The following is a 26854-nucleotide window of genomic DNA, read 5'->3' on the forward strand; positions in this document are numbered from 1 at the left end:
CTAACGCTTCGTACCCTTCGGGAACGCCAGGGGCGAACGCAATGACAAGTATTTAACCGGACATGATATTTTTTGTGAAAAACAAGATCCCCGACAACTTTTACAAAGTCGGGGATCTGCGGCTTGGTTAAGCTTAGAGTCAAAGCTGTGTTATATCATGTCCGCCTAATTAGTTATAATTTCCGCATCTGTGCAAAAACCAGGAAACCCTCTTTCCCCCTGCCCCCTGCTCCCCTGCCGTCTTAATGATAAGTCTTGAACCAGACACGATATTATGTCGTAATTGTAAATACTCACCCCGCCAGCCGATACATAATCACTTTTCCTTTCCAATTTTCTTCTACAAATACCAGATACTCACCATTGGAACGCCGAAAAGCGCGGACACCATAGGGTATATCAATCCAGCCACTTTCACTGCCAACTTCTGGGCCTGGTTTTAACTGTTGTACTTGTGTTCCCGTTTTAGCATTGTAGACATATACCTCTGCGGTTTTAACTGTCACGGCAAATACACGATCTCCTGCCACACTTATGGCCGCTGTAGACACTTCGCGTTTGCCAGTGGTGTCGTAGGGAATCACAATTCGCCAACGGGGTGTACGATTTCCTTTACTCCAATTGTCAAAACGGGCAATTTCAGATCCAGCAACACCAGCATCGTCACCGAATGCAGGGTGATCTACCGTAAAGCCTGACAAATACATACTATCTGTTTCGGGGAAATATTCGATCCGCCGCAAGTCGTTAAATATTTTGGGAGTAGTTTGCTTTTCCATCGAACTATAGCTGTAGATGGGGTTGCCTTTAGGATCTATTCCCTGTAAAGGATAGTGTCGAATGCCATCTTCTGTTCGCAAAGCTTTCCAAACATCTCCTTTGCTGTCTACCCACCAGCCGCCGATATAGGGATAATCTTTGCTGGTATCATATTCGTTCTTTTCAAATTTGCCATTACCGTTGCGATCGCGCCAGATCCATTCCCCTTTTTCTGGTTGATGCGGTGGCCAATTTCCAGTGAGAAATGGTTTATCTGCGCTATTAGTTCCGACAAACATTCCGGCTGGGATAGCAACTTTACCATCTGTGGCTGGATTAAACCGATATATTTGCAGAAAGCTGCTATACATATCTGTGAGGAACAAAAACGGCTTCCCTTGGATGCGGCGAACAAAGGTTCCATCTGGCGATGTATGCAGACGTGGATCTTGAGAATATTTGAAAGCATTTAAAGTGTAGGCTTTGTAAGTCCATTGCTTACCAGCAGGCTTACTGAAGTCCATCAGATAGTGTTCTTGTTTGGTGAATAAATCTACACCATCAGTTTTAGGATCTGCATCTGCATTATCAACGAATATCAATCCCAGCGATCGCCACAGCAGTTTTCCCGATGGCGAAAATTTCCGCAAATCTGTTCCTGATTTGTTGAAACCATCACTATTTATATAGATATTGCCTGAAGCATCTGTACCAACTCCGGTAAGTCCGTAAAGTTTCAAGTCTCTAACTTCACCAGGAACTTCTGCATAGATACCGCCCTTAGAACCGAAACTACCCACCTGCACTGGCTGATCTTTGATGTCATAAATCAACATTTGCTGACGCGGGCCATTTTCTGCCACTAACAGCTTACCTTGATGATCAATTGCGATCGCAGTTGGTTCAACGATATCTGCAATCTGTTGAGACAATTGCTTTCCACTTTGGGAATAATGGAGAATCTTGGCAGGATTACTACCATTTTTACTTTGAATAATCCACAGATTTTTTTGTGGATCAATAGTTATTGCTCCCGGATGAGCAACAGTAAAGCTGCGTACTTCCTTCATCGTATCAGTATCATAGATCCGAATGCGGTTAGCAACAAAATCACTCACATACAACTCGCTTTCTACAGTTGCTAATCCAGTAACTTCACTTTTAGTACTGGTAATCAACATACTTTTATCCCAGCCACGCCCATTCGGAAACGGCGCAGGTTTTCCCGACAAGTCATAGCGTCTAACACAATGCCAAGTTGTTCCTTCAGGTGGGTAATCTTCATTTGTTTTACCCCTTGAACCTTGAGTCATGGCAATGTAAATATATTTACTATTTACTGTTACAGCTTTGCCACCGCCACGACTCCAGCCGTGAGTATCCCCAATGGCACCAATAACCTTACCATCCTTATATATTCCTGCCTCCATTCCTGCCTCATCCCAATGGCTGTTAGTATAAATTGTGCCATCAGGGGCAACATACATTGCCTCAATATTGTTTTGTACCCGCAGATTTCCACTGCCAATAGTATTACCTATCCACGATGTTTTGTAAGTAAGCTTCGATGTTTCAGTATTGTTTTGTACCAGCAGATTTGTACTGTCAATAGAATTATTTGTCCACGATGTTTTGTATGTAAGCGTAGATGTTTTCGTTGTTGCCCAGTCTGTTGTAATTCCAATGCTAGTAACAAGGACTCCAACAGTCAGACTGAGTAAAAAGTTGAAAGTTTTACTTCTGTGTAAATATCTAGTTTTAGATAATTTTTTGATGTACTGATTGAGCTTATGACGCAGTTTAAAAAACTCCGTCAGTAATTTATTTATCATATAATTTTTTAGCTTTTAATTATTTACATACAATCATTTTTTACGAAATCCGTAAAAAAATATAACTATTTTTAGCTGGATAAGATACAGGTTGTTTCGGGACACTGTATATAAAATATTTTGATTAATCATCAATGTTTATTTTTCGTATTCTTTTTTACTTGAAAACAAGTAAAAAAGGTAATAATTAATACAAAACTCTTTGATATTAATTTATTCTGTATGCTTTGTTCTTGTCCCTACCTACCTCTCAGCTTCCTTGACTTGCAGGTATAATATATGTCCTAATCAGTATTCTTTAGTTAAGAAAAACACAGATTTTAATTCATTATTGACGTTCGCATATAAATCGTTTATAAATTGGTGTTCTATAAAAAATTATGATTGCTAATGGGTATTCGTAAATTATCGTGATTAATATTTTTATCAAACACGCTGTAGAGAAATATATCAATCTTCCTCTCTACATCTAAAGCATGAGATTTTTATACTGTTATTCAAAAATACTCAAGAAAATATAGGACACACATTAGTGGAAAATAAAAAAGATAATTTTGATTCAGCGTCCGCATCTATTCTCACTCTTGGATTAGGCTGGTTTCCCACAAGTCCTGGGGGATTAGAAAGGTATATTTATGAACTAACTCATAAATTAGCAGCAAATCAAGACCAAGTTGAATTATGTGGAGTTGGTCTACCAGAGGCGGAATTAAATTCAACCATTAAGCTGACTAACTTGGCGAGTCCCGACAGTGCTATTTGGCAAAGATTATGGTCGATTCGCACTAATTTCCAGAAAACAAGAACCAGCAAACCAGATGCTATTAATTTGCACTTTGCATTATATAGCTTCCCTATTTTAGATATTTTACCAAAGGGAGTACCAGTTACTTTTAACTTTCATGGCCCTTGGGCTTCTGAGAGTCAGCAAGAGGTAGTTAATAAAAATCTCAGTCTTTTGATCAAGCACTGGCTAATCGAACAAAACACTTATAATCGCTGCGATCGCTTCATTGTTTTGAGCAAAGCATTTGGTAAAATTTTACATGAAAAATATCAAATACCGTGGGGTAAGATTAATGTTATCCCTGGTGGAGTTGATATTAATTGGTTTCAACCAAATTTATCACCCCAAGAGGCTTGTGCAAAGCTAGGCTGGCCTAATAATCGCCGGATTATATTTACATCACGCCGTTTAGTACATCGAACGGGAGTTGACAAATTATTGCAAGCACTAGCGATAATTAAGCCCAGAATACCAGATGTTTGGCTAGCGATCGCAGGTCGTGGTCACATCCAAGCTGCACTACAACAACAGGCTACAGAATTAGGACTAGACGACAACGTTAAATTTTTAGGTTTTCTCCCTGATGAGCAATTACCTATAGCTTACCAAGCTGCTGAATTGACTATTATGCCTAGTCAATCTTTTGAAGGATTTGGATTAGTAATAGTTGAGTCTCTAGCCTGTGGCACTCCTGTTTTATGTACCCCAATCGGGGGAATGCCAGAAATTTTATCAGAATTTTCACCTGATTTAATTACTACTTCAACTGAAGTCTCTGCTATTGCTAAAAAATTAGAACAAGCACTATTAGGAAACATCCCCATACCTTCACGATCTGCCTGTCGGCAGTATGCTACTACACACTACGACTGGAATCAGATTGCCCAACAAGTACGCAATATTTTATTAACTTAGAGAAATAGAAAGGCAACATTTTACCTCTCTACTTAACTGTATTTTATTATAAGGAGATTTAATGAAAATTCTTTTTTTAGACCAAAGCGGTAAACCAGGTGGTGCCGAATTATGTTTAATAGATATTGCTAAACCGTATGGCGATCGCGCTTTGGTAGGTTTATTTGCAGATGGTTCATTTAAAGATTTACTACAGCAAAATCATATCCCAGTAGAAGTTCTCGCAACTCAAGCAATCCAAGTTCGCAAAGAAAGCAGTTTGGTACAAGGATTAAAGAGTTTTGGACAACTTGCACCTTTGATTACTAAGGTAGTCAAAAAAGCGCGTGAATACGATTTAATCTATGCCAACACCCAAAAAGCATTAGTTGTCGGAGCATTAGCAAGTTTTTTTAGTCGTCGTCCTTTAGTTTATCATTTACATGATATTCTTTCCAAAGAACATTTTAGCCAAACTAATCTTCGCATCGCTATTAACTTAGCTAATCGTTTTGCATCATTAGTAATTGCTAATTCTCAAGCTAGTCAAACAGCCTTTGTGCAAGCAGGAGGACGCCCAGACATCATTGAGGTTGTCTATAATGGCTTTAATCCAAAAATTTATCAAACGGATGAGTTTGACTTTGAACAATTACAGCAACAGTTAGGATTAGAAGGAAAATTTGTTGTCGGACACTTTAGCCGTCTTGCACCTTGGAAAGGGCAGCATATTTTAATTGATGCCCTTGCCAAATGCCCGCCAGAAGTGACAGCAATTTTAGTCGGTGATGCACTGTTTGGCGAACAAGATTACGTCCAAAAGTTACACCAACAAGTTGCTGAACTGGGATTAGAAAACCGGATCAAATTTTTAGGATTTCGTTCTGATATTCCCCAGTTAATGGCAGCTTGTGACTTGGTAGCACATACCTCTACTTCGCCAGAACCCTTTGGTAGAGTGATTGTAGAGGCGATGCTATGTGGAAAACCTGTAGTTGCAGCCAAAGCTGGGGGGGTAATGGAATTAGTAGAACATGGACTTAATGGTTTTCTAGTGACACCAGGAGAACCCCAGGAACTTGCAGAAGTAATTATCACTTGTTTACAGGAGACGGAAATAACTGCAACTATAGCCAATAATGCCAGGACTATTGCTAGTCAGCGTTTTGATGTTGCAACTATTAATCAGCAAATTTCTCAACTGCTTTCCCACAGATTATAATTATTTGCCTAATCTACAATCACCGATTTTGTTTGGATAACCCCAGATTCATGTCTGGGGTTTTTGGGTATAATTACAAACCAACTAATTCACGAGATTCAAAATCAGAGAGTTGTTGAGCGATGCCTACGGCAGCAAGCTATGCTAATCTTGCTTCCAACTTAACTACACTAAACTGGTTACGCAGATATTCCAAATGGGCGATGGCATTTGCTCTATCGACAGTTAATTAAACCTGGGTATCTATTGCTTTTTGATATTCTTGATTCACAAGCAGCACTTATAACCATGACTCCATTAGCCATCAGACTGAAGTCTGCGGCTAGCGAAGTCAGGCTGGTTATACAGGCTAATTATTCTCTGCTAAACTTTGCACTGTAGCTCAAGCCACTTCCCGCAGTTGTGGTTGTGACGGCACACTCACCTCTGGAAATGAAAGCGAGAGTTGTTCGGCTTGAGGTACCGCCGCTTGCTGCAAAACTTGAACTTCGATATTCACGCTCACCAAATAACTGCCTGTATCAGCACCAACCGCTTCAGCAATTAGTTTAGCAATGTCTGGGCGTTTGGCAGTCAGCGGGTCACGTAAAATACACCGATCCCATTCATGCTTGGCAGTCGGATTGAGGTTGAGAATGTAATGCTTCATCATCGAACTAACCCTTGAATCCATCTTCCAGAAGGTTTTCACAAAACCGTTATGCATTTGGCTAGGCTTTGTGGAGGCTATCTACATTATAGTATATTTGTACTAAATGGGGTGATATCTGAGTGAGAAAGTAGGGAATATAGACCATTACTAGGAGCGCACAGGTATGTATTAGCGATATTTCCGTACTATATCTCATTGTTTTTGAGGCTGTATTTTAACCCAGAGGCGAATAATCAAAGCGCGATGCCTCGTTTGGGCAGAGCCAACGCCAAATTTATCTATTCCCTTCTTCTCCCATTTGCTGACATATCTCAATCCCTAATCATACAAAATCTGCCCATAGGTTATTTATAATACAAACCTATTGCAACTAAGCTTACAAAGTAACACTTAATTCTTATATAAATCGCTATATGGTAGATGTCTATATTATTGACCTATTTGTGATTGGTCTACTTTTGCTGATGGTCACATTAGGGTCAGGTTGGATTACTCGCTTACCTCTTTCTTTTGCCATTATTTACCTACTAGTTGGTATTTTTCTAGGGCCTTATGGCTTAGGGCTAATTCAATTACGTCGGGATGAAGTTTTTAACGCTCAACTGTTGGAGAGAATAACAGAACTTGTAGTAATTATTTCTGTGTTTAGCTGTGGCTTAAGAATTGTTCGGCCTCTAAGGTTGGGGGTTTGGGATATTACAGTGCGATTGATTGTATTTCTGATGCCAATTTCAATTTTTGCTTTGGCTGTTGTGGGTAAATTGTTTTTAGGAATGACTTGGGGAGAAGCGATTTTATTAGGAGCAATTCTCGCACCTACCGATCCAGTATTAGCATCAGAAGTACAACTGACTGATATAAACGACCAAGATGAGTTGAGATTTGGTTTAACTTCTGAAGGTGGGTTAAATGATGCTTTAGCTTTTCCCTTCGTTTATTTTGGCATTCATGCCTTAGAAAATGACAACTGGGGCAACTGGTTTCAACAGTGGCTTACAGTTGATTTAATTTGGGCGATCGCAAGTGGCATTGTGATGGGAATTGTTGTTGCCAAATCTATAGTTTTGATTGAACAAAAAATTCAAAAACGCCGTGCTGCCGATAAGTTAATGGAAGACTTTATTGCTATCAGCACAATTTTACTAACTTATTCCCTAACAGAAATGGTGAATGGCTATGGATTTTTGGCAGTATTTGTTGCTGGCTTAGTTGTTCAACGCAGTTACAGAAATCCTGAAAAACCGCTAGCAGAATTGGAATTTGTTGAGCAAGTTGAAAAGCTGCTGGAAGTCGGGACAATTTTACTATTGGGTTCAATATTGTTATTGCAGCCAATACTCAATTATGCTATGCAATCTTTGTTAGTGATAATTTTGTTATTCTTAATCATCAGACCTGTAGGAGTTTGGATTAGCACAATTGGTAAACGTCCGCAAGATTCACACCGTCGAACTTTGCACCCAGGAACTAGGTTGTTAATTGGATGGTTTGGTATTCGCGGTGTTGGTTCTTTATATTATCTAGCCTATGCATTTCGTCATGGCTTAAAAGGTGAAGCAGCCGAACAAATTGCTTGGATAACTTACACTACTATTGTAGTTTCGGTGATTGTGCATGGAATTAGTACAACTCCATTAATGAAGTGGTATGAGCGCAATTTTGCTAATCAAAGAAAGACTACTCCTCCTGCCACAATAGATGAATTTGAATAAAACCAATTTTCGTAAGGTGTGTTATGCCATAGGCTAACGCACCCTACTGGCGTGTCAAGACTAAATTTGTGCATTAGCAAACTCTTGTGGGATGGGCTTCTAGCCTGTCCTAATTGGCGGGCAAGATGCCATTAGTGTCAACTTAAGGTTAAAACCCATTTGTCAACGATAGGTTTTGTTAGGAAGGAAGTATAAAGGTGAACTTTTTTCTGACTTTTATACGCAAGCTGGGAGTGATGCTAATAAACAAAGCATTAATAGTCCATGAAAAAGTTCGTTTTTTGTCCCTTGAAAACCGAATTTTTAAGCCTAAATGCTTATTGACATAGGAAGTTTGAGCTTAACTTGACACCAATGGCAAGATGCCCGCCCCACAAGAAAATTTATTGCAACATTTTAGTCTTGTCACGCCATTACAATTTAACTTTTTAAACCTGACTTCCAACTGGAGAGAGGCTTTGAGTCTTATTCCCCTTAATTTGTTGGGAAGGAATTAGGGTTAAGGTTTATATTTCCTATTTACCTGTAACCTTTTCAATAACTTCTTTTGCTTTTTCACCGAAACTTTCTGGAGGATTTTGTTCTTGTTCAGCTTTCAAATTCCTTTCGTAAGTCTTTTCTATAGTATTAAGGTTTTTTGAATCTTTTATTGCTTGCTCATAAGCTTCTTCTCGTTCTTCCTCTTGAACGCCAACACCTGGGTCGTATTCGTTAGCGCGATTAATTTTCTCTTCAGAATTTGGTTTGTACTCTGGGGGTATTAGCTTTAATTCTTCCAGAGTAGTTGCATAACTAGCTGGCTGAACGAAAATGAAGGAAGCTGACAAGCTGATGAAAATCATTAAGCCAACAACCAAAAAGCTTGAGCGTAACGCTTGCTTTAAAGTTAATAGAATTTTTTGCACAAAAAAATCTCCTCTTTTGATTTTATGAGCCTTGGTCATGCATAAATATATCCAATATTTAAGGCTCACAGGCATCCTAAGTGTTTAAGTACAGTTCTTCCTTCTACCGCAGGGTATATTAATTTTTACCTATAGTTCAGTTAATCCTATCTGAACCTTTTAGACCTGAGTCTGACGCGCATTTTTGTAATAGCCAGATTGTCCTACTTACTGACATCCCCCCAGAACTCAAGTTGAGTGGCTCAGAGTTACTCTCCACTCAAGTAAACTGAAATTTTCACTCTATTATAGATAGCCCCTACATAGCTAAAAATCTTGTTTTTAAGCTGGCGTGCTTAACCCAAGCGGATTAAGCTATAACCAACTGTGATTAATTTTAATTCCTCGGCTTTGCATTACCTCTTCAAATAAATTTGTGGGTAGTGCTTCTTCCACAGCAAAAACACCTGGTTTCTTAAGTTTACCTTCTAGCAATAATTGGGCAATACTACCTGTGCCGCAACCAGAAGCCACCGCTGTATTCTCATGCACTACAGTTGAACAATAAACGGCTGTTTCACCATTTTTTTGCCCTGTAACTTCTGAACGAACTGCTACCCCAATTCCACTAAAATTATTAGTGACATCTGTCATTGAATGGCTGACATGAGAGAGAAATTCAATCATGTAACGACGCTGCATTAACCACTTGGGAAAAATGTGTGCCGCAATCCAAGTTAGGTGATTATAAAAATCTGGAATAGAGCCAAACTTAGTAATTACAGTTTTCACTGATGGGAAGGCGTGGGGCAGTGTAAAGGTTTCTGGCATATCAAACCAGTAAACTCCACTGCGTCCATAGGGAGGTGGAAACTCAACTAATTCTCTTTCACTATAAGGCTTGACTACCTCCCATTTTCCATTTATCCAAGTCTCAAAAGGATACTGCAACCCCAGAAAAGTTGTTCGCATCACCGTAATGCCAGCACCGCCAGAACCCGAAACTAAATAACTTAAATGGATCTTTTCTGGTTGATCAAATTGTTCAACACCCTGACGAACCATGCTGTTAGAAATACCAGGAAAAATGCCAGTATTAATAATTGCTGTTACACCAGCAGCAGCAGCTTGTTGATGATAATTGAGAGCTTTGCTGGTATAGGAACGATGGTCGCTGACATCTACGTAGTTAACGCCTTGAGAAATACAGGTTTCGAGAACATTAGTATCTCGATAGTGAAATGGGCCAGCACAGTGGATGACTAAGTTAGAGTTGGCGATCGCTTCTCGCAGCTTGTCAACCTCTACCAAGTCCAATATCAAGAACTCCACTTGTCCTCCCGAAGACAAGCTAACAGCCCTGCCAAACTCCGCTGAACGTCCAGTAATCGTAATTTGTGCCTGGGTGTGGGTAGCTAGATCCTGAGCAACACTGCTACCAATCCGCCCTCGTCCACCAAGAATTAAAACGTTGTCTGTCATTACTCCAAATTAGCAACAGTAATCTTATTTCATCAGTTTTGCGTCCTGTTTGCCATCGGTTACAAGTATGATTTATACAATTTCACTAAATTTTTGCTAGAAAAAAGATGTTGCGAGGGAGGTACATTTAGTAAATTGCAAAGTTTTCCTCAAAAGCGATCGCCAATCATCATCTCCGTATATAGTTATTACAAAATCCAGTTTTTATACAAACAAAAATTATATTAGCTACAGGCATAGTTAAATTACTAAAAAAAAGCTAAACAATGTTTTTGTCTTTTAACTCTTAACTTTTCTGATAGCGCATTCCTGGTAATTGCGAAATCAAACCCATAAGTTCCAGCTGTAACAAAGCACTGGAAACTGAGCCAGCAGCCATACTCGTTTGTTGGATAATAAAATCGAAGGGTAAAGCTTCACTTGCGATCGCATCCATTACCGTTTGCAATTCTGGTGATAAAGTTGGCAAACTTAACTGTTCTGGTGCTGTGGAAGTCTCAACTCCATCGAGTTGTGGTATTGCTCCTAGCATTGTTAACAATTCGTCTAGTTCCTTAAGAATGAAAGAAGCTCCCTGACTTAGTAACTTTAAGCACCCTTGAGATGGATGATCGTCCAGTCTCCCAGGTAATGCGTAGACATCTCTACCGAATTCATTTGCGTAGGTAGCAGTAATTAGGGCACCAGATTTTAATGGCGCTTCCATTACCAAGATGGCGCGGCTTAAGCCTGCAATAATCCGGTTGCGACGCGGAAAGTGCGTGCGATCGGGTGGGGTTTTTGTTGGATACTCACTCACCACTAACCCAGCTGTCAAAATCTGCTTGTACAAATCCCGATTTTTATGTGGATAGATGACATCTACACCAGTCCCCAAAACTGCGATCGTGCGTCCACCTGCTTTCATGGCGGCGATGTGGCTTTCTGTGTCAATTCCCTCTGCCATGCCAGAAACAACTGTAAAGCCATTTTTAGCCAAAGCTGTACTAATTTGGCGAGTCCAACGGATACCGTATTCTGAGGGTTGGCGTGTGCCGACAATACCAACCATCGGTTTTTGTCCGAGATTTTCTTGGAGTTCGACTTCACCGCGATAGTACAAAATCGGCGGTGGACTTGGAGTTTCCAGCAATAAGCGGGGATAATCTGCATCTGCTGGTGTCCAAAAATGAGAGTTTTCCTGCTGGTGCTTAGTGAATAGTTGTTCTGGGTGCAAACGCGATCGCTGTTGTACTACTTTTTCTAACGTTTGCAAACCAAAACCTTCTACTTCTGCCAACTGTCCCTTGGTGGCGTTCCAAGCAGTTGCTAGGGTGCCAAAATGCTGTTGCAGTCGTCGCAGTAATACCGGGCCAATTCCAGAAATTTGCGCCCAAGCTAGCCAATATGCGCCTTCATCTATCACCGTTCCATCCTCACACCTACTCGATTGAGTATTCCCAAATTGAGGTTGGCTATTGATATGGAGGGACAGGAGAGACAAGGGGACTTGAGTGAGAAACTTGCAACAAGTCTTTCCCCATGCCCAATATCTAATTACCCTTGACTTTTGACCCTTGACTCTTGACTATTAACTATTGATATCTTCTTATCTTCTGTGATGAAATATTTCTATCGTCTTCTAATCAGCCTATCTGGGTGCTTAATATTTTTACTCCTGCATAGTTGTCTTGGTTTGTTGCCTAGTTTGGCAGCCGAAAAAGTTACTGTTAGATACGGATTGTTTGAGCAATCGATCCCAGTAGCAGATATCCGCGACTATAGCCAGACGCAAAAGGCTTCTAGCGATCTGCAATCTTTCCTAGATTACCTCAGCGCTAAGGATAAGCAGAAGTTTCAAGATGCACTTCAGGTGAAAATGTCTCTTGATATTGCCGCTTTAGATAAGTTGATAAACACAGGAATGGGCAAGCAAATTTTATCTTTTGCTTCCCAAGCGATCGCCCGTCGCGATCAAGCCAGTATACCAGCGCTACGATCTGCCCTTATTTTGGGAGCCAAATCACCAGATGGTCTAGGAATAACTAGCTTTCTAGAAGCCTATCCCAGTAGTCAACTAGTTGTTGACGTGTCAAAAATTCAGAAGCTAGTCGGGATGGCAAATTCCTCTTCTAGTTCTGCTGCTGCGCCTCCAAAGGACGATGTAAGTTCTTCACCTTTAGGGAAAATTGCACTGCAATATCAGACACTCGCTGTCCAAGATAAACAATTCTCAGGTTGCTTATTTGGTGATTCTATTTCGGCTGGACTCGGTAATACCCTTGGGAATGGTACTTTTAATTTTGGGTTAAATGGTTTGAGTACAATCTCATTACTAGAACAACTGAAAACTTTAATTCCTACCAAAGTTAAATGTGAAAAAGCCATTATTGCCATAGGTGGAAATGATGCTTGGTATGGAATTAGTGATGAGTTGTTTAGCAAAAATCTGCAAGAAGCGATCGCACTTGTCCGCACAATGGGAACTAAAGAGATTTTTCTGATTCCGGCTTTTTATTCAACAGTTGCAGCAAGCTTAGATCCAACTGTAGCAGCCCCACTTTCTAAAGTTGAACAAATTAATGTTTTGATTAATCAAGTTGCTGAAACAGAAAAAGTGCCAGTTGCAGCAGCAGGATTAGCACCATTGTATGAAAATAATGTTCTTAGAGGAAATTTGACCAGTGACGGCGACCATCTGAATACAGAGGGACTGAAAATTTATCGGCAAGCATTATTACAAATACTAGGTAAGTAGTTGAAAAAAGAGACAACCAGACAAGGAGAGGTTGTATACCCATCCCCTTGTCCTCTTTTTTTAAGCTTTCCAATCCAAAAACCGTGCATAAATATAAGCGATGCCTTCATCAATCATTGTCCGCACACCTGCGCTAGAACCCCACCATTTCTCTGGATCGTAATCTTGCGTTTTGGCAGCAATCACACCAACTTTGATATCAGGATTCAGTAATTTTTTGAAAATTAACCAACTCCTACGGGTATGAACATCTAAGGAAAAAAGATTAATTGATTCTATCTGTAAATTTGAACTGGATAGCCAGCGATGAAATTCGGCAGCAGATGCATAACTCCGATCCTTAACTACGAAAGGTGTGGGAACAGCTACTACTTTTTCTTCTTCTAAACCCAGTTTTACGAAGGTGGCGGCTGACACTTCTGCAAAGTTCTTGTATCCAGTAAGATAACTTCCTTTTCCTAATGTGCCTCCAGTAGTAATTATTTGACGATAAGAACCGTTTTGAAATTCAGTCAAGGCTTTTTCTATAGCGTAATCTGGTAGCCATCCTTCAACAACTAATACTTCTGCTGATTCGATTGGGGAAGTTACGGCGAGAAATGAGTGTACATGAGTAAGAATGAAAGATATTAAATAAGCAATCAAAGCGATCGCAATTGCCCACCCCTGAGCCGTAAGTGTCCACATTTCTTGGCGTTTGATTATTTTGATTGTTGGAAATTTTTGACACTGACGATTTTTTGTCTGCATTAAACTTTAGCTAAACGTTGTTCTTTCAAATAAGTAAACACAGACTTATCTCCAATATCAGCAGGAATTGCTTGCACTGTCTTTCGCAGGGCAAACACCAAAAATAACGTTGCCCAAATTCCTAATAAAACACTTTCTACCTGAGTTGGTAAAATTCCTACTAAATGTCCTAACAATAGTATCGGTACTATTGGGGTTAATACTTTGGTTTCTAGGCGATTGAAGCAAAAAGCCTCTTTAAAATAAATACCTGTCAAAGCAACGAAGAGAAAACCAACTCCAAATAAGGTAATCGGCTGATTATAAACAGCAAGAGCTAAAGGTTCACTACTAGTGATTGCCAGAATCACTGATGTTATAGTACCGATCGCCCAAAAAATTTGCAACGTTCGATGCAGTGATGCCATGTAAATATGGATGGTAAATAAACTTACACCAAGAGCAAGACTAAAACAAGCATATAGAGGTGTCAGTATGGTAAAAACATTCGGGTTATTGTTGAGTAAAACCAAAGCGCTGCCTATGGCAAAGCTTAGTGCTGCTACCATCAACCCAGCCCGGTAGATAATTACGCCAGTGCGATCGCTCTGAGTAATTGTAAATTCCCCAAACTGACCTTGATAAATTTCTGGTGCAGAGAGTGTTTGTGTAGTCATAGTTTGCTGATGACGATTGTTTTGTATATGTATTAATCTTGACAATTATCAAAAAAAGCTAAAATATACATCTATTATCTGGGAACGGTTAGACTAAATTTGGCCTGGGGCATTCACAGTAATCAGAAGCATCCAAAAATGGCAAAGAATAATCAGACTGTTCTGACACTAACTTTACTCATCACAGCAAGTCTTATAGGTATATTTGCTGTTTTAGCCTGGATTGGATATTCGTTAACATGGTCTAAGTCTGAGAGCAAAAGTCCAGGAAACACTAATTTAGTCAACACAACTACTAATTCTAGCTCATTGAAGCAAATAGAAATTACCACAGCCCGTAATGTCGATTACGGCCAGTTGCAGAAATATTTACAAAGTAAAGATTGGCAAGGGGCTGACAGAGAAACTTACTTAAGAATGCTAGATGTTGCAGGGACTAAGGCCCAAGCTGAGGGTGCTATTGGCAAAGATGAAATGAATGCACTTTCGTGTGTCGATTTGAAAAGCATTGACAGGCTTTGGAGTACAGCCAGTGATGGTAAGTTGGGATTTAGCGCTTAAGAAAAGATTTTGAGGGCAGAAAAAAATGACTATCGCAAGATGTATGACGCGGTGGGATGGCAAACTTTAACAGGTGACTGGCTGATTCAGTGGAACTATAATCAGCAAACTAAAAGATACGAGTATAAACCTGGCAAGGAACCAAACTTTAAAACCTTCCCTCCAGGACATCTACCAACTGTGGAAAGAGGATACAACTTTGATGTTTCTTTGGATGCGGCACTTACGAGGTGCGGTATTTAAGTTAGTACGACTTGAAGCGGTTCTTGGCAATCTAACTGTAACTGTGAGTGAGCATCTCCGCAATTAATGGCAATTTCTACCCAGCCGTGACTACCAACTAAAGCTATTATCTCTCCTACCTTGACATCACTATAAGTTTCACAGCCTAGTATACTCAACCCAGCTGCTTGCACACACCAAGTTTTGCCTTGTACATAACTCCCTGGAATGTTGCTCACTAGGTTGCCAAAATGGTCAATATATTGAATGCAACCCACTATACCAGTGGTTGTTTGCTTGCAGTCGCCTATATCCAGTTTTACTAAACTTGCTGGATCAATTTCTTGTCCTAACAGTTTCAGGGAGACACCACTAGCAAGATTAGCTCCCACTGGTGCAAAGATATCCCTACCGTGAAAAGTCTTGCTTGGTTGAGGAGTTCGCCAATAGTTAAGATTTGTGAGTTCGACGGCTGCGATCGCTGGACTTTGACTGAGTACCCCGCTGAATATACCATTATCTGGGCCTACCAGAAACCCTTGAGCAAATTCTACTGCGATCGCTCGTCGCTTGCTCCCCACACCCGGATCTACTACTGCTACATGCACTGTCCCCACTGGGAAATAGGCATAAGCATTCATCAAGCTAAACCTGGCTGCGGCGATGTCTTGCGGTGGAATTTGGTGCGTTAAGTCTACCACCGTCAGTCTGGAGTTGATTTGGGCAATAACTCCCTTCATTATGCCTACATAAACATCGCGATCGCCAAAATCGCTTAGTAAAGTCACGAGTGGTTGTTGATCTATCTGCTTTTTAGACATATTTGAGGTAAGATATACATTAAGATATAAATTTCTGTAGCAACAGCTACAAAATATGTGTTATGTTAAGGATGCAAGATATAAAGCAAAAAATTAAAGAGGGTAATCACTATGAGTCAAAATAGACTACAAAGTGTGAGCAAAGCAAGAGAAGCTCACAGAGCGAATATTCAAAGAAGCCTAGAGCATCGCTTGGAAGTAGCCAGAGCAAAAGGCGACGAACAACTGATTCGTCAACTGGAAGCAGAGATGAGGTATTCCAGCTAAATCAAGTTTTCATTGTTCATAGTTTTGTTGTGTAACCCGCTACGGCGGGTTTTTTCTTTTTATGGGGTTTACTGGCAATTTTACTCTTACAGCGTTTTGCAATTAATTGAATTATGCTGCCAATTGAGCCAGCATCTGTCAAGGTAATAGATTCACTCATAAGGAATCCTGGAGGTAGCAGCTTAATTCTATTCTGGCAGCAGCATCAATTACCTTCACCCTAGCAGTAGATTTTCTACACCTACTGTTGTCATCGTAGTTGCTACCTGGATAATCCTACTGTATTGCAACCGCCACTGTAGTGCATTAGAAATTGTCAGGTAGCCAATTTCTGGCGGTTGCTGCAAAATTCTTTCTGCAAGTATCTCACGCCCAATTTCATCTAAAGGAAAGTTACGTTCTTCTAAAAATGCTATTACATCTTCTTTGTTGCCATTACGACGTAAGATTTCTCTTAAACCGTAGGTTGTTTGATAATCTCCAGTTCTTTCTCTTGATACAAAGACAACATTCTGGAATTTTAAATTAGCAGTGCGAGAGCTATGCTCATCAATTTTTTCATATACCAATATCAGCAAATGATAGCCCAATCCATATACTTTTTGACTGGCATTCCGAAAAGGGCAAGAAGATTGGGGCTGACGAATTGATGTCACCTTTAAATCAACTTCTAGTCCAGGAAAATCAATTCCTAAAGCAGCACTACCAAGGGTATATTCATATTTTGTAGACAAATATTGATTAAAAGTCAACTCAACATATGTTCCTACTGCTTTGCCATCTGTAACGCCATACAAATTAAGAATCGGTGTTGTACTTAGCGCAACACAAAAATCTCGTGCAGCAGTTTTGAGAGAGGATAAGGTTAGCACTTCCATTTTTTAAATAGCCAAACTTAATTGTTGCCAAGCAGATTTACTCAATTCAAAATTTCTTTGGCCGATTCTTTTACACACCCACTCTACACAAGCTGGTACAACGGCATTTCCAAACAATGCGTATTGATCGTAAATTCTAGCAACTTGACACCAATCATCAGGAAAACCCATCAGTCTAGCATATTCAATATTAGTTAAACGTCGAAATTTATCACTTACTTGGTAGCGTTCATAATGCCTTGATGTTGAGGCAGTCAATGTTGAGGCAATGCCATTAGTTCCAAATATAGTATAACCAAGCCTCGCGCCTCCGTCTTGGTTGTACAAAATTTCAACTCCATTACAATAGCGATTTACAGGTTTACTTTGCTTAATCCGCTCCAGTGTATCGGCAGTAAAATCAAACTGGATATCCACTATTGACTCATCCTGAAGAATATCCTGAAGCCTCTGTCTCAGCTTGATGTCTGGCAATGACGAAATATTTTGAGTGAACATCTTATTTTTATAGGCAATTCCCCAATTATCATTTTTCCTTTTCATTGTCATAATTGGTAACATATATTTAAACAATGGAACTTCGATGTTTGGCAATAAGATATTGTCTTCTTTAGTTAAAAAAACTGATAGATTTTCTAAAGTATTAGGTGTTATATCTGTTGAGTTTAATTTTGTACCAAAGAGAAAAATTCTATCTCGATTTTGAGGAATACCAAAGCTCAAGGGGCTAATTATTCGCCATTCGATAAAATAATCTAATTCAGAAAGTGCATTTAAAATTAATCTAAAATGATAGCCATTTTCCATTGTCAAAAGTCTTTTGACATTTTCCAAAAAAAAATATTTTGGCTGCTTCTGGTCTAATATTTCTATAATGCGCTCAAATAGTGTTCCCCTAACTATATCTCTAACGCCAAGTTTTTTCCCAGCAGGACTAAAAGGTTGGCAAGGGAAGCCAGCAGTTAAAATATCATGATTAGGAATGTCTAAGATGGAGATTTCGTTGATATCGCCTAAAAAAATAGAGTCTTTGCCAAAATTACTTTCATAAACTTTACAGCAAAGTTCATTGATATCGTTCGCCCATACTGTTTGAATATTTGCATTTGCCATACCCAGGCGAAACCCACCGATACCAGCAAAAAGCTCTAAGGCTTTGAGTTTGTTTGTTGTCATCTAAAAATTTGGAAACAAATTATGTCTATGAGTAAAGAGGTATATTATTATTATCTTCAATTTCTTAAATCAAGTAATTGGTGGGCATTGCCCACCCTACTTAGACAATTCCCTAGTTTACTAAGACTTTGGTTTATAAGTCGAAGCAACGTGCAATTCTTTCAACTGTTTAGCATCTACACTCGAAGGCGCATCTGTTAACAAACAACGTGCTTGTTGTGTCTTCGGAAAAGCAATGACATCTCGAATGGATTCTTCTCCAGCTAGCAACATTACCAAACGATCTAAACCGTAAGCGATGCCACCATGTGGCGGTGTACCATATTCAAATGCTTCTAAAAGAAAGCCAAATTTACTTTGTGCTTCTTCAGGAGATAAACCGATAGCTTCAAAGACTTGCTGTTGAATTTCTCGCTGATAAATCCGCAGACTTCCGCCGCCAACTTCTACGCCATTGAGTATCAAGTCATAAGCTTGGGCGCGTGCAGTTTTTAAGTCACTCAAATCATCAGGATGCGGTGCTGTGAATGGGTGATGCAGTGCTTCTAAACGTTTTTCGTCAGCATTCCACTCGAACATTGGGAAATCTGTAATCCACAGCAAGTTGATTTTTTCTGGATCGATTAAACCAAATTCTTTAGCGATCGCTTGCCGTAATCTATCTAAAGTTTTATTAACTGTAGCAGCATCACCAGCCCCAAACAACAGCAAATGTCCAGCTTTTGCACCTGTACGGCGTAAAATTTCTTGTTTTTGTTCTTCGCTTAAGTTGTCTTTAATCGCGCCAATGGTGTCAATTTCGCCATCATCCCTGACGCGGATATACGCTAAACCTTTAGCACCGGCTTCGCTGGCTTCTTTAAATAAGTCGCCACCTGGTTTAATGCGAACGTTAGAAATTACATCGTTACCGTTGGGAATGGGGAGAATTTTGACGATACCACCATTAGTAACAGTGTCTCGAAAGACTTTGAAACCAGAGTCTTTCACAATATCTGAGACATCAACTAATTCCAAACCATAGCGGGTATCTGGTTTATCACTCCCGTAACGTTCCATCCCCTCAGCGTAAGTGAGGCGGGGAAAAGGGCGTTGTAACTCAATTCCTTTAACGGTTTTGAAGATATGGCAAACTAAATTCTCGTTTAGTTCGATAATTTCTTCTTGGGACATGAAGCTCATTTCCATGTCTAATTGGGTAAATTCCGGTTGTCTGTCAGCGCGTAAATCTTCGTCACGAAAGCAACGGGCAATCTGATAATATCTATCTAAGCCGGATACCATCAGCAATTGTTTAAATAGCTGGGGTGATTGCGGCAAAGCATACCACTCACCAGGATTGACGCGACTGGGTAGAACATAATCCCGCGCCCCTTCTGGGGTAGAACGGGTAAGTATCGGGGTTTCGACTTCGATAAAACCTTCCAAATCTTCCAGATAACGACGCATGGCTTTGACAATTTGATGACGCAGTTGCAAATTTTGCGCCATCCGTTCGCGTCGCAAATCCAAATAACGATATTTCAGCCGCAAGTCTTCCCGCACTGTCTCGGTCTCAGCTACAGAAACTTGGAAGGGTAACTGTTTGCGAACAGCATTGAGGAGTTCAATTTTATCGGCATAGATTTCTACCTCGCCTGTTGGGATGCGGGTATTCAGCGATTCTTCGGGACGTTGTGTTACCCTACCAGTGATTTTGACAACATATTCATTTCGCAGGGCGTTCGCATGTTCGTAAGAATCTGGGGTGCGTTGCGGATCGCTGACGATTTGGACAATTCCAGAGCGATCGCGTAAATCTAAAAATATCACACCACCGTGATCGCGGCGACGGTCTACCCATCCGTAAAAGGTAACTGTTTCTCCAATATGTTCTTTTCGGAGTTCGCCGCAATAGTGAGTTCGCATAAGTGTTAGTTCTGTTTGTCTGGGCTAGATTGGGAAGAAAATGTCAAAGCCTTCCCATTATCTAGCATCAATAGTAATTGTAGTAGTTCTAGTGAAATAAAAAATCAAATAATCTCAGAATATATATAAGGAAGCCATAACACCGGAAGGCTAGGTTTTCATAGACAGGAAGAAATAGTAAAGTGAATTATACAGACAGCAGCAACTACAGAAGCGATTACCAGCTTAACCAATACCCATAACCGATTCGGTTTAGTCCGAGTTGAGGACGTGCAGTTTTTCCCAGAGTGGTCTGAAAAATTACCTAAAATTACTGAAGCTGAAAAAACCTCCCTGAATGTAGTGCGGCGCAGATATCTAGATCATCGTGGCGAAGATGATGTGTTATATCATGTCCGCCTAATTAGTTATAATTCCCGCATCTGTGCAAAAACCAGAAAACCCTCTTTCCCCCTGCCCCCTTAATGATAAGTCTTGAACCGGACACGATATTAGAGGAGACAGTTATCTTGTTGGTGGTGTCTCCCTGACTAGCGATCGCAGCATTTGACGACCCTCCTTTTAAAATTGCCGCAGAGTCATCAGTAGAGTTGCTGCTGGATGATGGAGAGGAAGTATTGCGTGGACGGATTGACGTTAAATGAAGGCAAACACCTACTCCTCAATACGATCTATCGCGAGTCTTTGCTCTATTTACCTCTGCTAGAGAGGGGTATAAAATATTGCAAATTCTCAAGGGTATTGGTAAAGCGATTGCTCCTGCATGATGACTGAATAATTCTTAGTTGGTAATTTGTAATTAATTATTCATGTAGATATTAAGCAAGTCGGCAAGAAAAATTCAATCTAAATCTAATTAAGTATGGTGTGCAGCGAGTCGTTGGAATACTGATGGTGCTGGACTATTTGCGAGGTACTGGCGGATCACCTCGGCACACGCACCCGAACTTAACACCGAGGTATCGACTTCAAGATCATATATGCCAGGGATGTGGACTTCACGTTGCCATAACTGAACTAGATGTGGCATCAACGAGTCGGCTACACTGACCACGTTCCCCCCCGTGTTTTGTCGCCGTTCCATAATGATCTTAATGGGGCAGCGAACGCCTACGAACAAGACTGGCAATCCCTTCAAACGTCGGGCACTATCGGCCAGAATGCCTCGCTCTATTGCGTAGGCATCATGGTGTCCGACATCAACCACGACATTCACACCCAAGCGGCTGTGGGCGGCGATGGACTCATACATGGCGCTGTACAGAATGGGAACAAGGGGTTCGATGTCCTGACGTTCTCCCCCTGGCCGCAGACCGATCCCAGGCAAGTATCGTGCGGGAGTCATTTGCATAAACCTATCGACACCCAAGTTCATCCACAGACCATCAAATGTCTCCTGGATGACTGCGACAATGCTTGACTTCCCTGATCGCGGAGCACCATTCAGGATGATAATCTGTCCTAGCTCCTGTGTCTGCCTCATGACCACTCCTCGCATCCTTAATATATACTTAGCAGTTCTACGTTAAGGCTAAAATCTTGAATAGGCAATTGAAAATGTTTCTACCTCAGCCATGAGGTATTGACTGAGGCAGAAATTTGATTGTGAGTGCAAGCACAGCCTTTTTTTCTGCGATCACACCCTTTTTTAACGATAATCTAAAGATCCCCGACTCCTTTGAGGAGTTGGGGATCTAGTTGTTCATTTCTCGCTCAAAATTGTGTAAGCTTCATTAACTAAGTGCATTTTCTCTTGTGCTTGTTTTTGTAGCTGCGGCTGATTCACAAACAAATCTGGATGCCATTTTTTCACTAAAGTTCGATAAGCCTGTTTTACCTCAGCTAAAGAAGCATTTGCTGGCAATCCTAAAATGCTGTAGGCGCGAGTAATTTTATCTTTTTCCGTCTGGGTTTTGGGTTGCGTGGGTGCTTTGTTGCTTTGAGTTGTATGTTGCTGTTTACCAGTTTTAAAACCAGGCGATGTCTGACGACAAGCCTTAGAACTACGCATCTCTGCTTTCATTTGCGCTATTTCTTCATTGAGTTCCCAATCACGAAATTTAGCCTCTACCTCTTCTGGGCGTGGAGAAGGAGAAGCTTTTGGCGGTGATGTAGAAACAGATTCTACCCTTGTCCCAGTATTCTTGGCAGTATTTTCCTGTTGTTGCTTAACGTCAGAATCTTTTTCAGGGGAAATTTTAACTCTCTTTGGTTGTGGCGAATATTTTATCTTGGTATTGCTGTATTTGGGTATTTCTTTATAAGGTTGATGATTTGAGAGGATTTTGACTTTTTCTAACTCTCGTAATAACTGATTAAAACCGTTTTGTAACTGCTGCAAATTTTCCCGTTTATTAGTAAATTCTACTGGTTCTTGACTGACTTCAAAGCAAATTACTTTATCGGACTTCTGTTCATATTCATTCAAAATTGATAATCCTTGTTTGCTGAAGTTAGATAAATAATCTTCAATTGCAGTTATACAAAGTTTAGCAACGTCCTGATGATAAGATTCCTTTGCTAATTGTTCGTCTTGTTTTTGGATATTCTTGTTTAACAAATAAGAAATACTCCCGACGACAGCAGCACCCACTGGGCCGCCCAACAACCAACCAATACCGCCACCAACAGCGATAGAACCTGGTTCACTCAAATCATCAGTACTGCTTGGCTTTGGGGGTAGTATTACTTGTGGTTGGTGAGGAAAGGGAATTAATAAATCTTGCGGCCGTTCTTCTTGAAAAAATTCGTAAGCCTGATAAAGCCATTTTATCGCAGCCAATTGCAATTGAGTCAGGTCTTTTTTAAGAGTATTTGTTTGCCAAGCTTTAAAGTTATTTTCTGCCAATGCAACTGCCGCGTCAGCTTGATATTTTGTTAGTAATTTAGGTAATGCTAGCCAATCGCGTAACTCTCCCACGCTAGTAGTAAAACCTTTATAAATTAAGTTAGCTGCTTTTTGTTTAATTTCAATTTTGCTATTTTGTTTATTATCAAAGAATTTTAATTCAATAACAATTGGGTCAATTTTGGCTTTTAATGAGTGTTGGATTTGAGAAGCGATCGCTTCCACTCTTGGCAAACGCACACTACCACTATTTGGTTGCAAAATCCCCACAATATTTTGCAAAGCTGTTTCAAAAGCCGCTAATCCGCTACTATTGGCAGCAGCAACATCGCCTTTTAATCTGGCTCTTAAGGCAGGTAAAGCATCAACGCGATATAAATTACTAAAACCTGGAGGTAATTCGGCTCTAAAGCTTTCTGCAACAAACAACAGACGATTTTGAACTTGTTTTTGCTCATCAGGTTCGAGTAAGTTAAGAAAATTAGCAACAAAAATAACTGTTTTAATACCGCGATCTAATAGCCAATCTCGTAAATTTTCCCGTTCACCCAAAGTCATTAACTTCCGTGCATCTAATAATTGGATAACTAAATCTGCACTTAGAAGTTGTTCTCGAACTAAATTATCTTGTTCATCTCTATCATTTGTTCCCGGTAAATCGAGAAATTCTACTCCTGTTTCCAAGAAAGGATGCGGACAGAAAACTTCTACAGATGCTACATCTTTTCGCATCTGCCTATTACCATCAAGAATTGCAAATTGCTGTAAAATTTCTGTGCCATTGCGATAGATTTCTGTCCCATCTACCAACATGATGCGAGTTCGCACATCAGAGCCATAATTAACAGTAATCGATGCGCCTGTGGTAGGGATTAAATCAATTGGTAAGGTGCGATTCCCCAGCATGGCATTCAGTAAAGTAGATTTGCCATGATTAAAGGGGCCAAATACCGCAATCCGAAAGCTAGGATTAACCAGATGATTGCAAATGGTAATTATATCTTGATGTAGTTGCGATTTGTGGTCTAAATTCAGTAATGCAGATGCAGATTTGAGAGAATCTACTAATTTTTTGTAACCTTCATATTGTTGTTGCATAGTTTCTCGTTCTTAGCTAGAAGCTGGTAATGTAGATCATTGGGGCTACCGCCTTACTTCCTTTATTGGAGGCGGAGCCTCCTGCTATACATTCCCAGCTAGAAGCTGAGAACGAGAGTCATGAAATATATTAGCTATAGTAAGCTAATAAATTGCTATATGCCGCCTCGATTTTTTGCAATTGAGCTATTACATTTTCCTGTAAATCTTTTAAACGTTTTAACTCACTCTCACGATTTATCTCGCGGGTTTGTTTCTGCTGGACTAAATTATCTAATTCAGATTTGCGAGATACAATATCATCGTTAATCCGCTTACTCAGTTCTCTTTCGTAAGAGTCAAAACACTCTTTTACAGCATTGTATACAACCTGAGATTGCTCATGTGCCACTTGTGGTAGGTGTTTAACTAACTCTTTCTTCGCCGTTTTAACTAACTCTCTACGCGCTTGATCTGCTTGCAAAAATCCTACTCCTAAACCTAGCAGTGCAAACCCGATAGGGCCAAGCAAAACCCCTGTCACTGCTGTAATTATCCCACCTATACCAATTACAGTGAAGTAGTTTAACAAGATATTTTTCCAATCAAATCCAGCCCCCGCCATTGCGAAACCAGCAAGATTTCCCTTAGAGAGTGATAACAATCCCATTGCCCATTTTGCCCAACCGGGAGAGTTATCTTCTTCAGTAGTAGTAGTGGCATGTACCTTTACGTCTTGTCCAGTGAGCTTTTCTGTAATTTGGTCTGTGATTTGATTGTAAGATGCGCCATATTGTGCAGCACTACGAGAAAGTTCTTGAAAAGCTGCATTAATATCTTTTTCAGCAGTTAATGTCCAAGCAGCAGATTTGTCGGTGATATATTGCTCAAAGGCTTTTTGCAGTGCGGTGTTAAATGCTTCTCGTTTACCAGTACTGAGGAAATCAAACAGATTTAATTCCGGCTGATAACGTAAGAAATCATTTTCAAAGGTATTGCCTAAATTTAAAACGTAGCTGCGAAAAGATTCGGAAATCGTTCTTGCTTGAGTGTCTCTGGTATTGATAATTTCTTTTTGGAATTCATCCCGAATACCTGTGAGTTTGTTAAATTCAGGTTCTACTGAATCAATCCGTTTTTTCAATTCATTGACATCTTGATCGAGTAATGGTATTCGTCTAGCAACTGCTTCGCGAGTATGATTAACAGCTTGTCTAGCTAAGGTTCTGACTTGACGAAGTTCTGCGATCGCACGTTCTCTGGTAAGAAAAGTATTCAGTGCTTCCATAAATTTCGGAAAGCCAGTCCCATCTAAATCAGCTTGGGGATTTTTTAACCGTCGTCTGAGTGCTTGAATTGACGAAAGCTCAAACACGCGTTCGTCATAAATATTCTGACCTTCTACAGTACAATATTCTGCTAAATTCGCGTTAAATACTTGCCGTAATCTGTTTTCAGATGCTTGTAATTCTTCTACATCATCAGGATCAATCAGTGATTCCCGCACTTGATCCCAAGCATTAACTAAAAAGAAAACTGTCAATCCTCGACCTTTGATATAATTTTCTAGGTAGCGACGCTCACCCAAGGTACAAGGTTGAGAAGCTCTCATCACAAACAAAATTGCATGGCAATTATTTACATAACCTAAAGATAATTCGTTTCGCGCTTCTGTATCATTTAATCCTGGACTATCGACAATTTCAATTCCCTTTTCTAGTATCGTTAAGGGATACTCAACTACTGCATAATCTACATCTGGAAATGCTTGTTTTTTCTCCTGTTCTAGTTTTTTAGCTTCAGCCGGATCAATAGTATATTTATATTTAAAGTCCTGAAAGTCTAGCTGTTGCGGACTTTTACCATCATTAAAATGAATGGTGACTTTCTTTTCTGGGCCATATCGTAAAACTGTTAATACTGCGGTACAAGGGTTAACATCGCTCGGTAATAAATTTTCACCAATTAAGGCATTGAGAAAGGTGCTTTTTCCTCGTTTCATATCGCCCAATACCAACAGGCGAAATACACCTTGCTGAAGGTTTTTACTAGCTACTGTAATATCTTCAATATCTCGCTCTAAACTGAGTTTTCCTGATGAAGAATCTCCAGCCAATTCAGCTTGATTAATTGTTTCAGCCAGTTTACTCAAACATACAGAAATCTCGGAGCGGACTTGAGCAACACGCTCTAAATCTTGAATAAATCTGTCAGTTGCTACTTGCTCATTCATCATAGTTACACCTTTATTAAAGATTAGTTTTTTTAAATTCCAAAAATAACTTGTAAGACATCCACCCCAGTGCAGTAATAATAAGAAATCCAGCCACCACTGAGGCTATTCTGACTACAACCAGCGCTACCACACCAAGAGCAAACAACTTCCCACCCAGAATCATTTTTTGCATCCAAGGTTTCTGGGAATTTTCTGGCTGATGCTTCACAGTTTGATGAAAAGCCGCATCGGTAGGATGGATGTTAGTTTCCATTTCCTGGAATCGCAATTCAACTTCTCGTTCTCGTAGTAAACGTTTCCGATGATCAAGTTCTTTTTGGCGATGCCTACGGCGGGCTTCTCTACGAGAGGCTACGCCAACGCCTACGCTTTCAGATGTCATCGGTGTCTACTCCATCTAAGACAATGAAATGATGTCAGCATTCACTCGTGAGTCATGCAGTATACTAGCTTACACAAATATTTTTTAACCCCAGTACAATTACTACTTTAG

The 26854-nt window shown here is 40.1% G+C and carries 24 protein-coding genes and 2 pseudogenes; 9 read left to right on the forward strand and 17 right to left on the reverse strand.

Annotated features, from left to right (window positions below; translation table 11 throughout):
• Window positions 1–293: 293 nt before the first annotated feature.
• Window positions 294–2591, reverse strand: a complete 2298-nt coding sequence (locus HWQ44_RS17545; RefSeq protein WP_292720952.1) for a hypothetical protein — start codon at window positions 2589–2591, stop codon at window positions 294–296.
• 532 nt (window positions 2592–3123) lie between these two features.
• Here HWQ44_RS17545 and HWQ44_RS17550 point away from each other — a divergent pair.
• Window positions 3124–4293 (forward strand): glycosyltransferase family 4 protein, encoded by a 1170-nt coding sequence (locus tag HWQ44_RS17550; protein ID WP_292720954.1) that lies wholly within the window; start codon window positions 3124–3126, stop codon window positions 4291–4293.
• A gap of 61 nt (window positions 4294–4354) precedes the next feature.
• The gene (locus tag HWQ44_RS17555; protein WP_292720955.1) at window positions 4355–5494 is read left to right on the forward strand and encodes a glycosyltransferase family 4 protein; all 1140 of its coding nucleotides are present in this window, start codon (window positions 4355–4357) and stop codon (window positions 5492–5494) included.
• 73 nt (window positions 5495–5567) lie between these two features.
• On the opposite strand, the pseudogene HWQ44_RS17560 reads toward HWQ44_RS17555, so the two are convergent.
• Window positions 5568–5774, reverse strand: a pseudogene (locus HWQ44_RS17560) (hypothetical protein); the annotation flags it as partial.
• 102 nt (window positions 5775–5876) lie between these two features.
• Window positions 5877–6146 (reverse strand): hypothetical protein, encoded by a 270-nt coding sequence (locus tag HWQ44_RS17565; RefSeq protein ID WP_292720957.1) that lies wholly within the window; start codon window positions 6144–6146, stop codon window positions 5877–5879.
• Between the two features lie 413 nt (window positions 6147–6559).
• On the opposite strand from HWQ44_RS17565, the gene HWQ44_RS17570 reads away from it, so the two are divergent.
• Window positions 6560–7858: a sodium:proton antiporter gene (locus HWQ44_RS17570; RefSeq protein WP_292720958.1), complete on the forward strand. Its 1299-nt coding sequence runs from the start codon at window positions 6560–6562 to the stop codon at window positions 7856–7858.
• 515 nt (window positions 7859–8373) lie between these two features.
• On the opposite strand, the gene HWQ44_RS17575 is transcribed toward HWQ44_RS17570, so the two are convergent.
• From HWQ44_RS17575 to dprA, 3 genes are all read right to left on the reverse strand, one after another.
• A complete protein-coding gene (locus tag HWQ44_RS17575) occupies window positions 8374–8763 on the reverse strand; it encodes a hypothetical protein (protein ID WP_292720961.1) in 390 nt (129 codons plus the stop codon).
• Window positions 8764–9117: 354 nt separating this feature from the next.
• Entirely contained in the window at window positions 9118–10224 is a 1107-nt protein-coding gene (locus HWQ44_RS17580) for a saccharopine dehydrogenase NADP-binding domain-containing protein (RefSeq protein ID WP_292720965.1), read from the reverse strand.
• Between the two features lie 286 nt (window positions 10225–10510).
• On the reverse strand, window positions 10511–11629 hold the full coding sequence (gene dprA / locus HWQ44_RS17585) for a DNA-processing protein DprA (protein WP_292720967.1): 1119 nt from the start codon (window positions 11627–11629) through the stop codon (window positions 10511–10513).
• 273 nt (window positions 11630–11902) lie between these two features.
• On the opposite strand from dprA, the gene HWQ44_RS17590 reads away from it, so the two are divergent.
• Window positions 11903–12961, forward strand: a complete 1059-nt coding sequence (locus HWQ44_RS17590; RefSeq protein ID WP_292720969.1) for an alpha/beta hydrolase — start codon at window positions 11903–11905, stop codon at window positions 12959–12961.
• Window positions 12962–13021: 60 nt separating this feature from the next.
• Here the strand turns inward: HWQ44_RS17590 and HWQ44_RS17595 are convergent, their stop codons facing one another.
• Entirely contained in the window at window positions 13022–13711 is a 690-nt protein-coding gene (locus HWQ44_RS17595) for an ElyC/SanA/YdcF family protein (RefSeq protein WP_292720971.1), read from the reverse strand.
• Complete coding sequence (locus tag HWQ44_RS17600) at window positions 13711–14367, reverse strand: DUF2301 domain-containing membrane protein (RefSeq protein WP_292720973.1); 657 nt, start codon at window positions 14365–14367, stop codon at window positions 13711–13713. Before HWQ44_RS17600 ends, HWQ44_RS17595 begins: the two co-directional genes overlap by 1 nt.
• A gap of 138 nt (window positions 14368–14505) precedes the next feature.
• On the opposite strand from HWQ44_RS17600, the gene HWQ44_RS17605 reads away from it, so the two are divergent.
• Complete coding sequence (locus tag HWQ44_RS17605) at window positions 14506–14928, forward strand: GUN4 domain-containing protein (protein WP_292720974.1); 423 nt, start codon at window positions 14506–14508, stop codon at window positions 14926–14928.
• 9 nt (window positions 14929–14937) lie between these two features.
• The gene (locus HWQ44_RS17610) at window positions 14938–15171 is read left to right on the forward strand and encodes a hypothetical protein (RefSeq protein ID WP_292720976.1); all 234 of its coding nucleotides are present in this window, start codon (window positions 14938–14940) and stop codon (window positions 15169–15171) included.
• Here the strand turns inward: HWQ44_RS17610 and HWQ44_RS17615 are convergent.
• On the reverse strand, window positions 15168–15971 hold the full coding sequence (locus HWQ44_RS17615; RefSeq protein WP_292720978.1) for an SAM-dependent chlorinase/fluorinase: 804 nt from the start codon (window positions 15969–15971) through the stop codon (window positions 15168–15170). The genes HWQ44_RS17610 and HWQ44_RS17615 overlap by 4 nt on opposite strands.
• A gap of 111 nt (window positions 15972–16082) precedes the next feature.
• Between HWQ44_RS17615 and HWQ44_RS17620 the strand changes: the two genes are divergently transcribed.
• Window positions 16083–16238, forward strand: coding sequence for a hypothetical protein (locus tag HWQ44_RS17620; RefSeq protein ID WP_292720979.1), 156 nt, complete (start codon window positions 16083–16085; stop codon window positions 16236–16238).
• Window positions 16239–16254: 16 nt separating this feature from the next.
• Here the strand turns inward: HWQ44_RS17620 and HWQ44_RS17625 are convergent, their stop codons facing one another.
• The 4 genes from HWQ44_RS17625 to aspS form a co-directional block, all read right to left on the reverse strand.
• Window positions 16255–16398, reverse strand: coding sequence for a hypothetical protein (locus tag HWQ44_RS17625; RefSeq protein WP_292720981.1), 144 nt, complete (start codon window positions 16396–16398; stop codon window positions 16255–16257).
• A gap of 55 nt (window positions 16399–16453) precedes the next feature.
• On the reverse strand, window positions 16454–17116 hold the full coding sequence (locus HWQ44_RS17630) for a restriction endonuclease (RefSeq protein WP_292720982.1): 663 nt from the start codon (window positions 17114–17116) through the stop codon (window positions 16454–16456).
• A gap of 3 nt (window positions 17117–17119) precedes the next feature.
• A complete protein-coding gene (locus HWQ44_RS17635; RefSeq protein WP_292720983.1) occupies window positions 17120–18292 on the reverse strand; it encodes a DNA cytosine methyltransferase in 1173 nt (390 codons plus the stop codon).
• Window positions 18293–18412: 120 nt separating this feature from the next.
• Window positions 18413–20200 carry an aspartate--tRNA ligase gene (aspS, locus tag HWQ44_RS17640; protein ID WP_292720985.1) on the reverse strand — a complete coding sequence of 596 codons (1788 nt, stop codon included), beginning with the start codon at window positions 20198–20200 and terminating at the stop codon, window positions 18413–18415.
• Between the two features lie 270 nt (window positions 20201–20470).
• Here aspS and HWQ44_RS17645 point away from each other — a divergent pair, with 270 nt between their 5' ends.
• Both HWQ44_RS17645 and HWQ44_RS17650 read left to right on the forward strand, forming a co-directional pair.
• Window positions 20471–20665, forward strand: coding sequence for a hypothetical protein (locus tag HWQ44_RS17645; RefSeq protein ID WP_292720988.1), 195 nt, complete (start codon window positions 20471–20473; stop codon window positions 20663–20665).
• 23 nt (window positions 20666–20688) lie between these two features.
• Window positions 20689–20967 (forward strand): annotated as a pseudogene (locus tag HWQ44_RS17650) (type I restriction endonuclease subunit R); the annotation flags it as partial.
• Between the two features lie 89 nt (window positions 20968–21056).
• Here HWQ44_RS17650 and HWQ44_RS33620 read toward each other — a convergent pair.
• The 4 genes from HWQ44_RS33620 to HWQ44_RS17665 all read right to left on the reverse strand — a co-directional run bounded on the left by HWQ44_RS33620 (window position 21057) and on the right by HWQ44_RS17665 (window position 26743).
• Complete coding sequence (locus tag HWQ44_RS33620; protein WP_335203506.1) at window positions 21057–21698, reverse strand: hypothetical protein; 642 nt, start codon at window positions 21696–21698, stop codon at window positions 21057–21059.
• 204 nt (window positions 21699–21902) lie between these two features.
• Complete coding sequence (locus HWQ44_RS17655) at window positions 21903–24146, reverse strand: dynamin family protein (RefSeq protein WP_292720989.1); 2244 nt, start codon at window positions 24144–24146, stop codon at window positions 21903–21905.
• 130 nt (window positions 24147–24276) lie between these two features.
• Window positions 24277–26358, reverse strand: coding sequence for a dynamin family protein (locus HWQ44_RS17660; protein ID WP_292721053.1), 2082 nt, complete (start codon window positions 26356–26358; stop codon window positions 24277–24279).
• Between the two features lie 16 nt (window positions 26359–26374).
• Window positions 26375–26743: a DUF3040 domain-containing protein gene (locus tag HWQ44_RS17665; RefSeq protein ID WP_292720992.1), complete on the reverse strand. Its 369-nt coding sequence runs from the start codon at window positions 26741–26743 to the stop codon at window positions 26375–26377.
• Window positions 26744–26854: the final 111 nt, after the last annotated feature.

This window comes from Nostoc sp. JL34 (assembly GCF_017114945.1).
GTDB lineage: Bacteria > Cyanobacteriota > Cyanobacteriia > Cyanobacteriales > Nostocaceae > Nostoc.

Coding starts and splice junctions, on each gene's coding strand:
- HWQ44_RS17620 (WP_292720979.1), top strand. CDS start 16,083: ATGAGTCAAAATAGACTACAAAGTGTGAGCAAAGCAAGAGAAGCTCAC.
- HWQ44_RS17555 (WP_292720955.1), top strand. CDS start 4,355: ATGAAAATTCTTTTTTTAGACCAAAGCGGTAAACCAGGTGGTGCCGAA.
- HWQ44_RS17630 (WP_292720982.1), bottom strand. CDS start 17,116: ATGGAAGTGCTAACCTTATCCTCTCTCAAAACTGCTGCACGAGATTTT.
- HWQ44_RS17570 (WP_292720958.1), top strand. CDS start 6,560: ATGGTAGATGTCTATATTATTGACCTATTTGTGATTGGTCTACTTTTG.
- HWQ44_RS17660 (WP_292721053.1), bottom strand. CDS start 26,358: ATGAATGAGCAAGTAGCAACTGACAGATTTATTCAAGATTTAGAGCGT.
- HWQ44_RS17545 (WP_292720952.1), bottom strand. CDS start 2,591: ATGATAAATAAATTACTGACGGAGTTTTTTAAACTGCGTCATAAGCTC.
- aspS (WP_292720985.1), bottom strand. CDS start 20,200: ATGCGAACTCACTATTGCGGCGAACTCCGAAAAGAACATATTGGAGAA.
- HWQ44_RS17615 (WP_292720978.1), bottom strand. CDS start 15,971: ATGTCTAAAAAGCAGATAGATCAACAACCACTCGTGACTTTACTAAGC.
- HWQ44_RS17635 (WP_292720983.1), bottom strand. CDS start 18,292: ATGACAACAAACAAACTCAAAGCCTTAGAGCTTTTTGCTGGTATCGGT.
- HWQ44_RS33620 (WP_335203506.1), bottom strand. CDS start 21,698: ATGCGAGGAGTGGTCATGAGGCAGACACAGGAGCTAGGACAGATTATC.
- HWQ44_RS17655 (WP_292720989.1), bottom strand. CDS start 24,146: ATGCAACAACAATATGAAGGTTACAAAAAATTAGTAGATTCTCTCAAA.
- HWQ44_RS17600 (WP_292720973.1), bottom strand. CDS start 14,367: ATGACTACACAAACACTCTCTGCACCAGAAATTTATCAAGGTCAGTTT.
- HWQ44_RS17625 (WP_292720981.1), bottom strand. CDS start 16,398: ATGAGTGAATCTATTACCTTGACAGATGCTGGCTCAATTGGCAGCATA.
- HWQ44_RS17580 (WP_292720965.1), bottom strand. CDS start 10,224: ATGACAGACAACGTTTTAATTCTTGGTGGACGAGGGCGGATTGGTAGC.
- HWQ44_RS17665 (WP_292720992.1), bottom strand. CDS start 26,743: ATGACATCTGAAAGCGTAGGCGTTGGCGTAGCCTCTCGTAGAGAAGCC.
- HWQ44_RS17595 (WP_292720971.1), bottom strand. CDS start 13,711: ATGCAGACAAAAAATCGTCAGTGTCAAAAATTTCCAACAATCAAAATA.
- HWQ44_RS17565 (WP_292720957.1), bottom strand. CDS start 6,146: ATGATGAAGCATTACATTCTCAACCTCAATCCGACTGCCAAGCATGAA.
- HWQ44_RS17605 (WP_292720974.1), top strand. CDS start 14,506: ATGGCAAAGAATAATCAGACTGTTCTGACACTAACTTTACTCATCACA.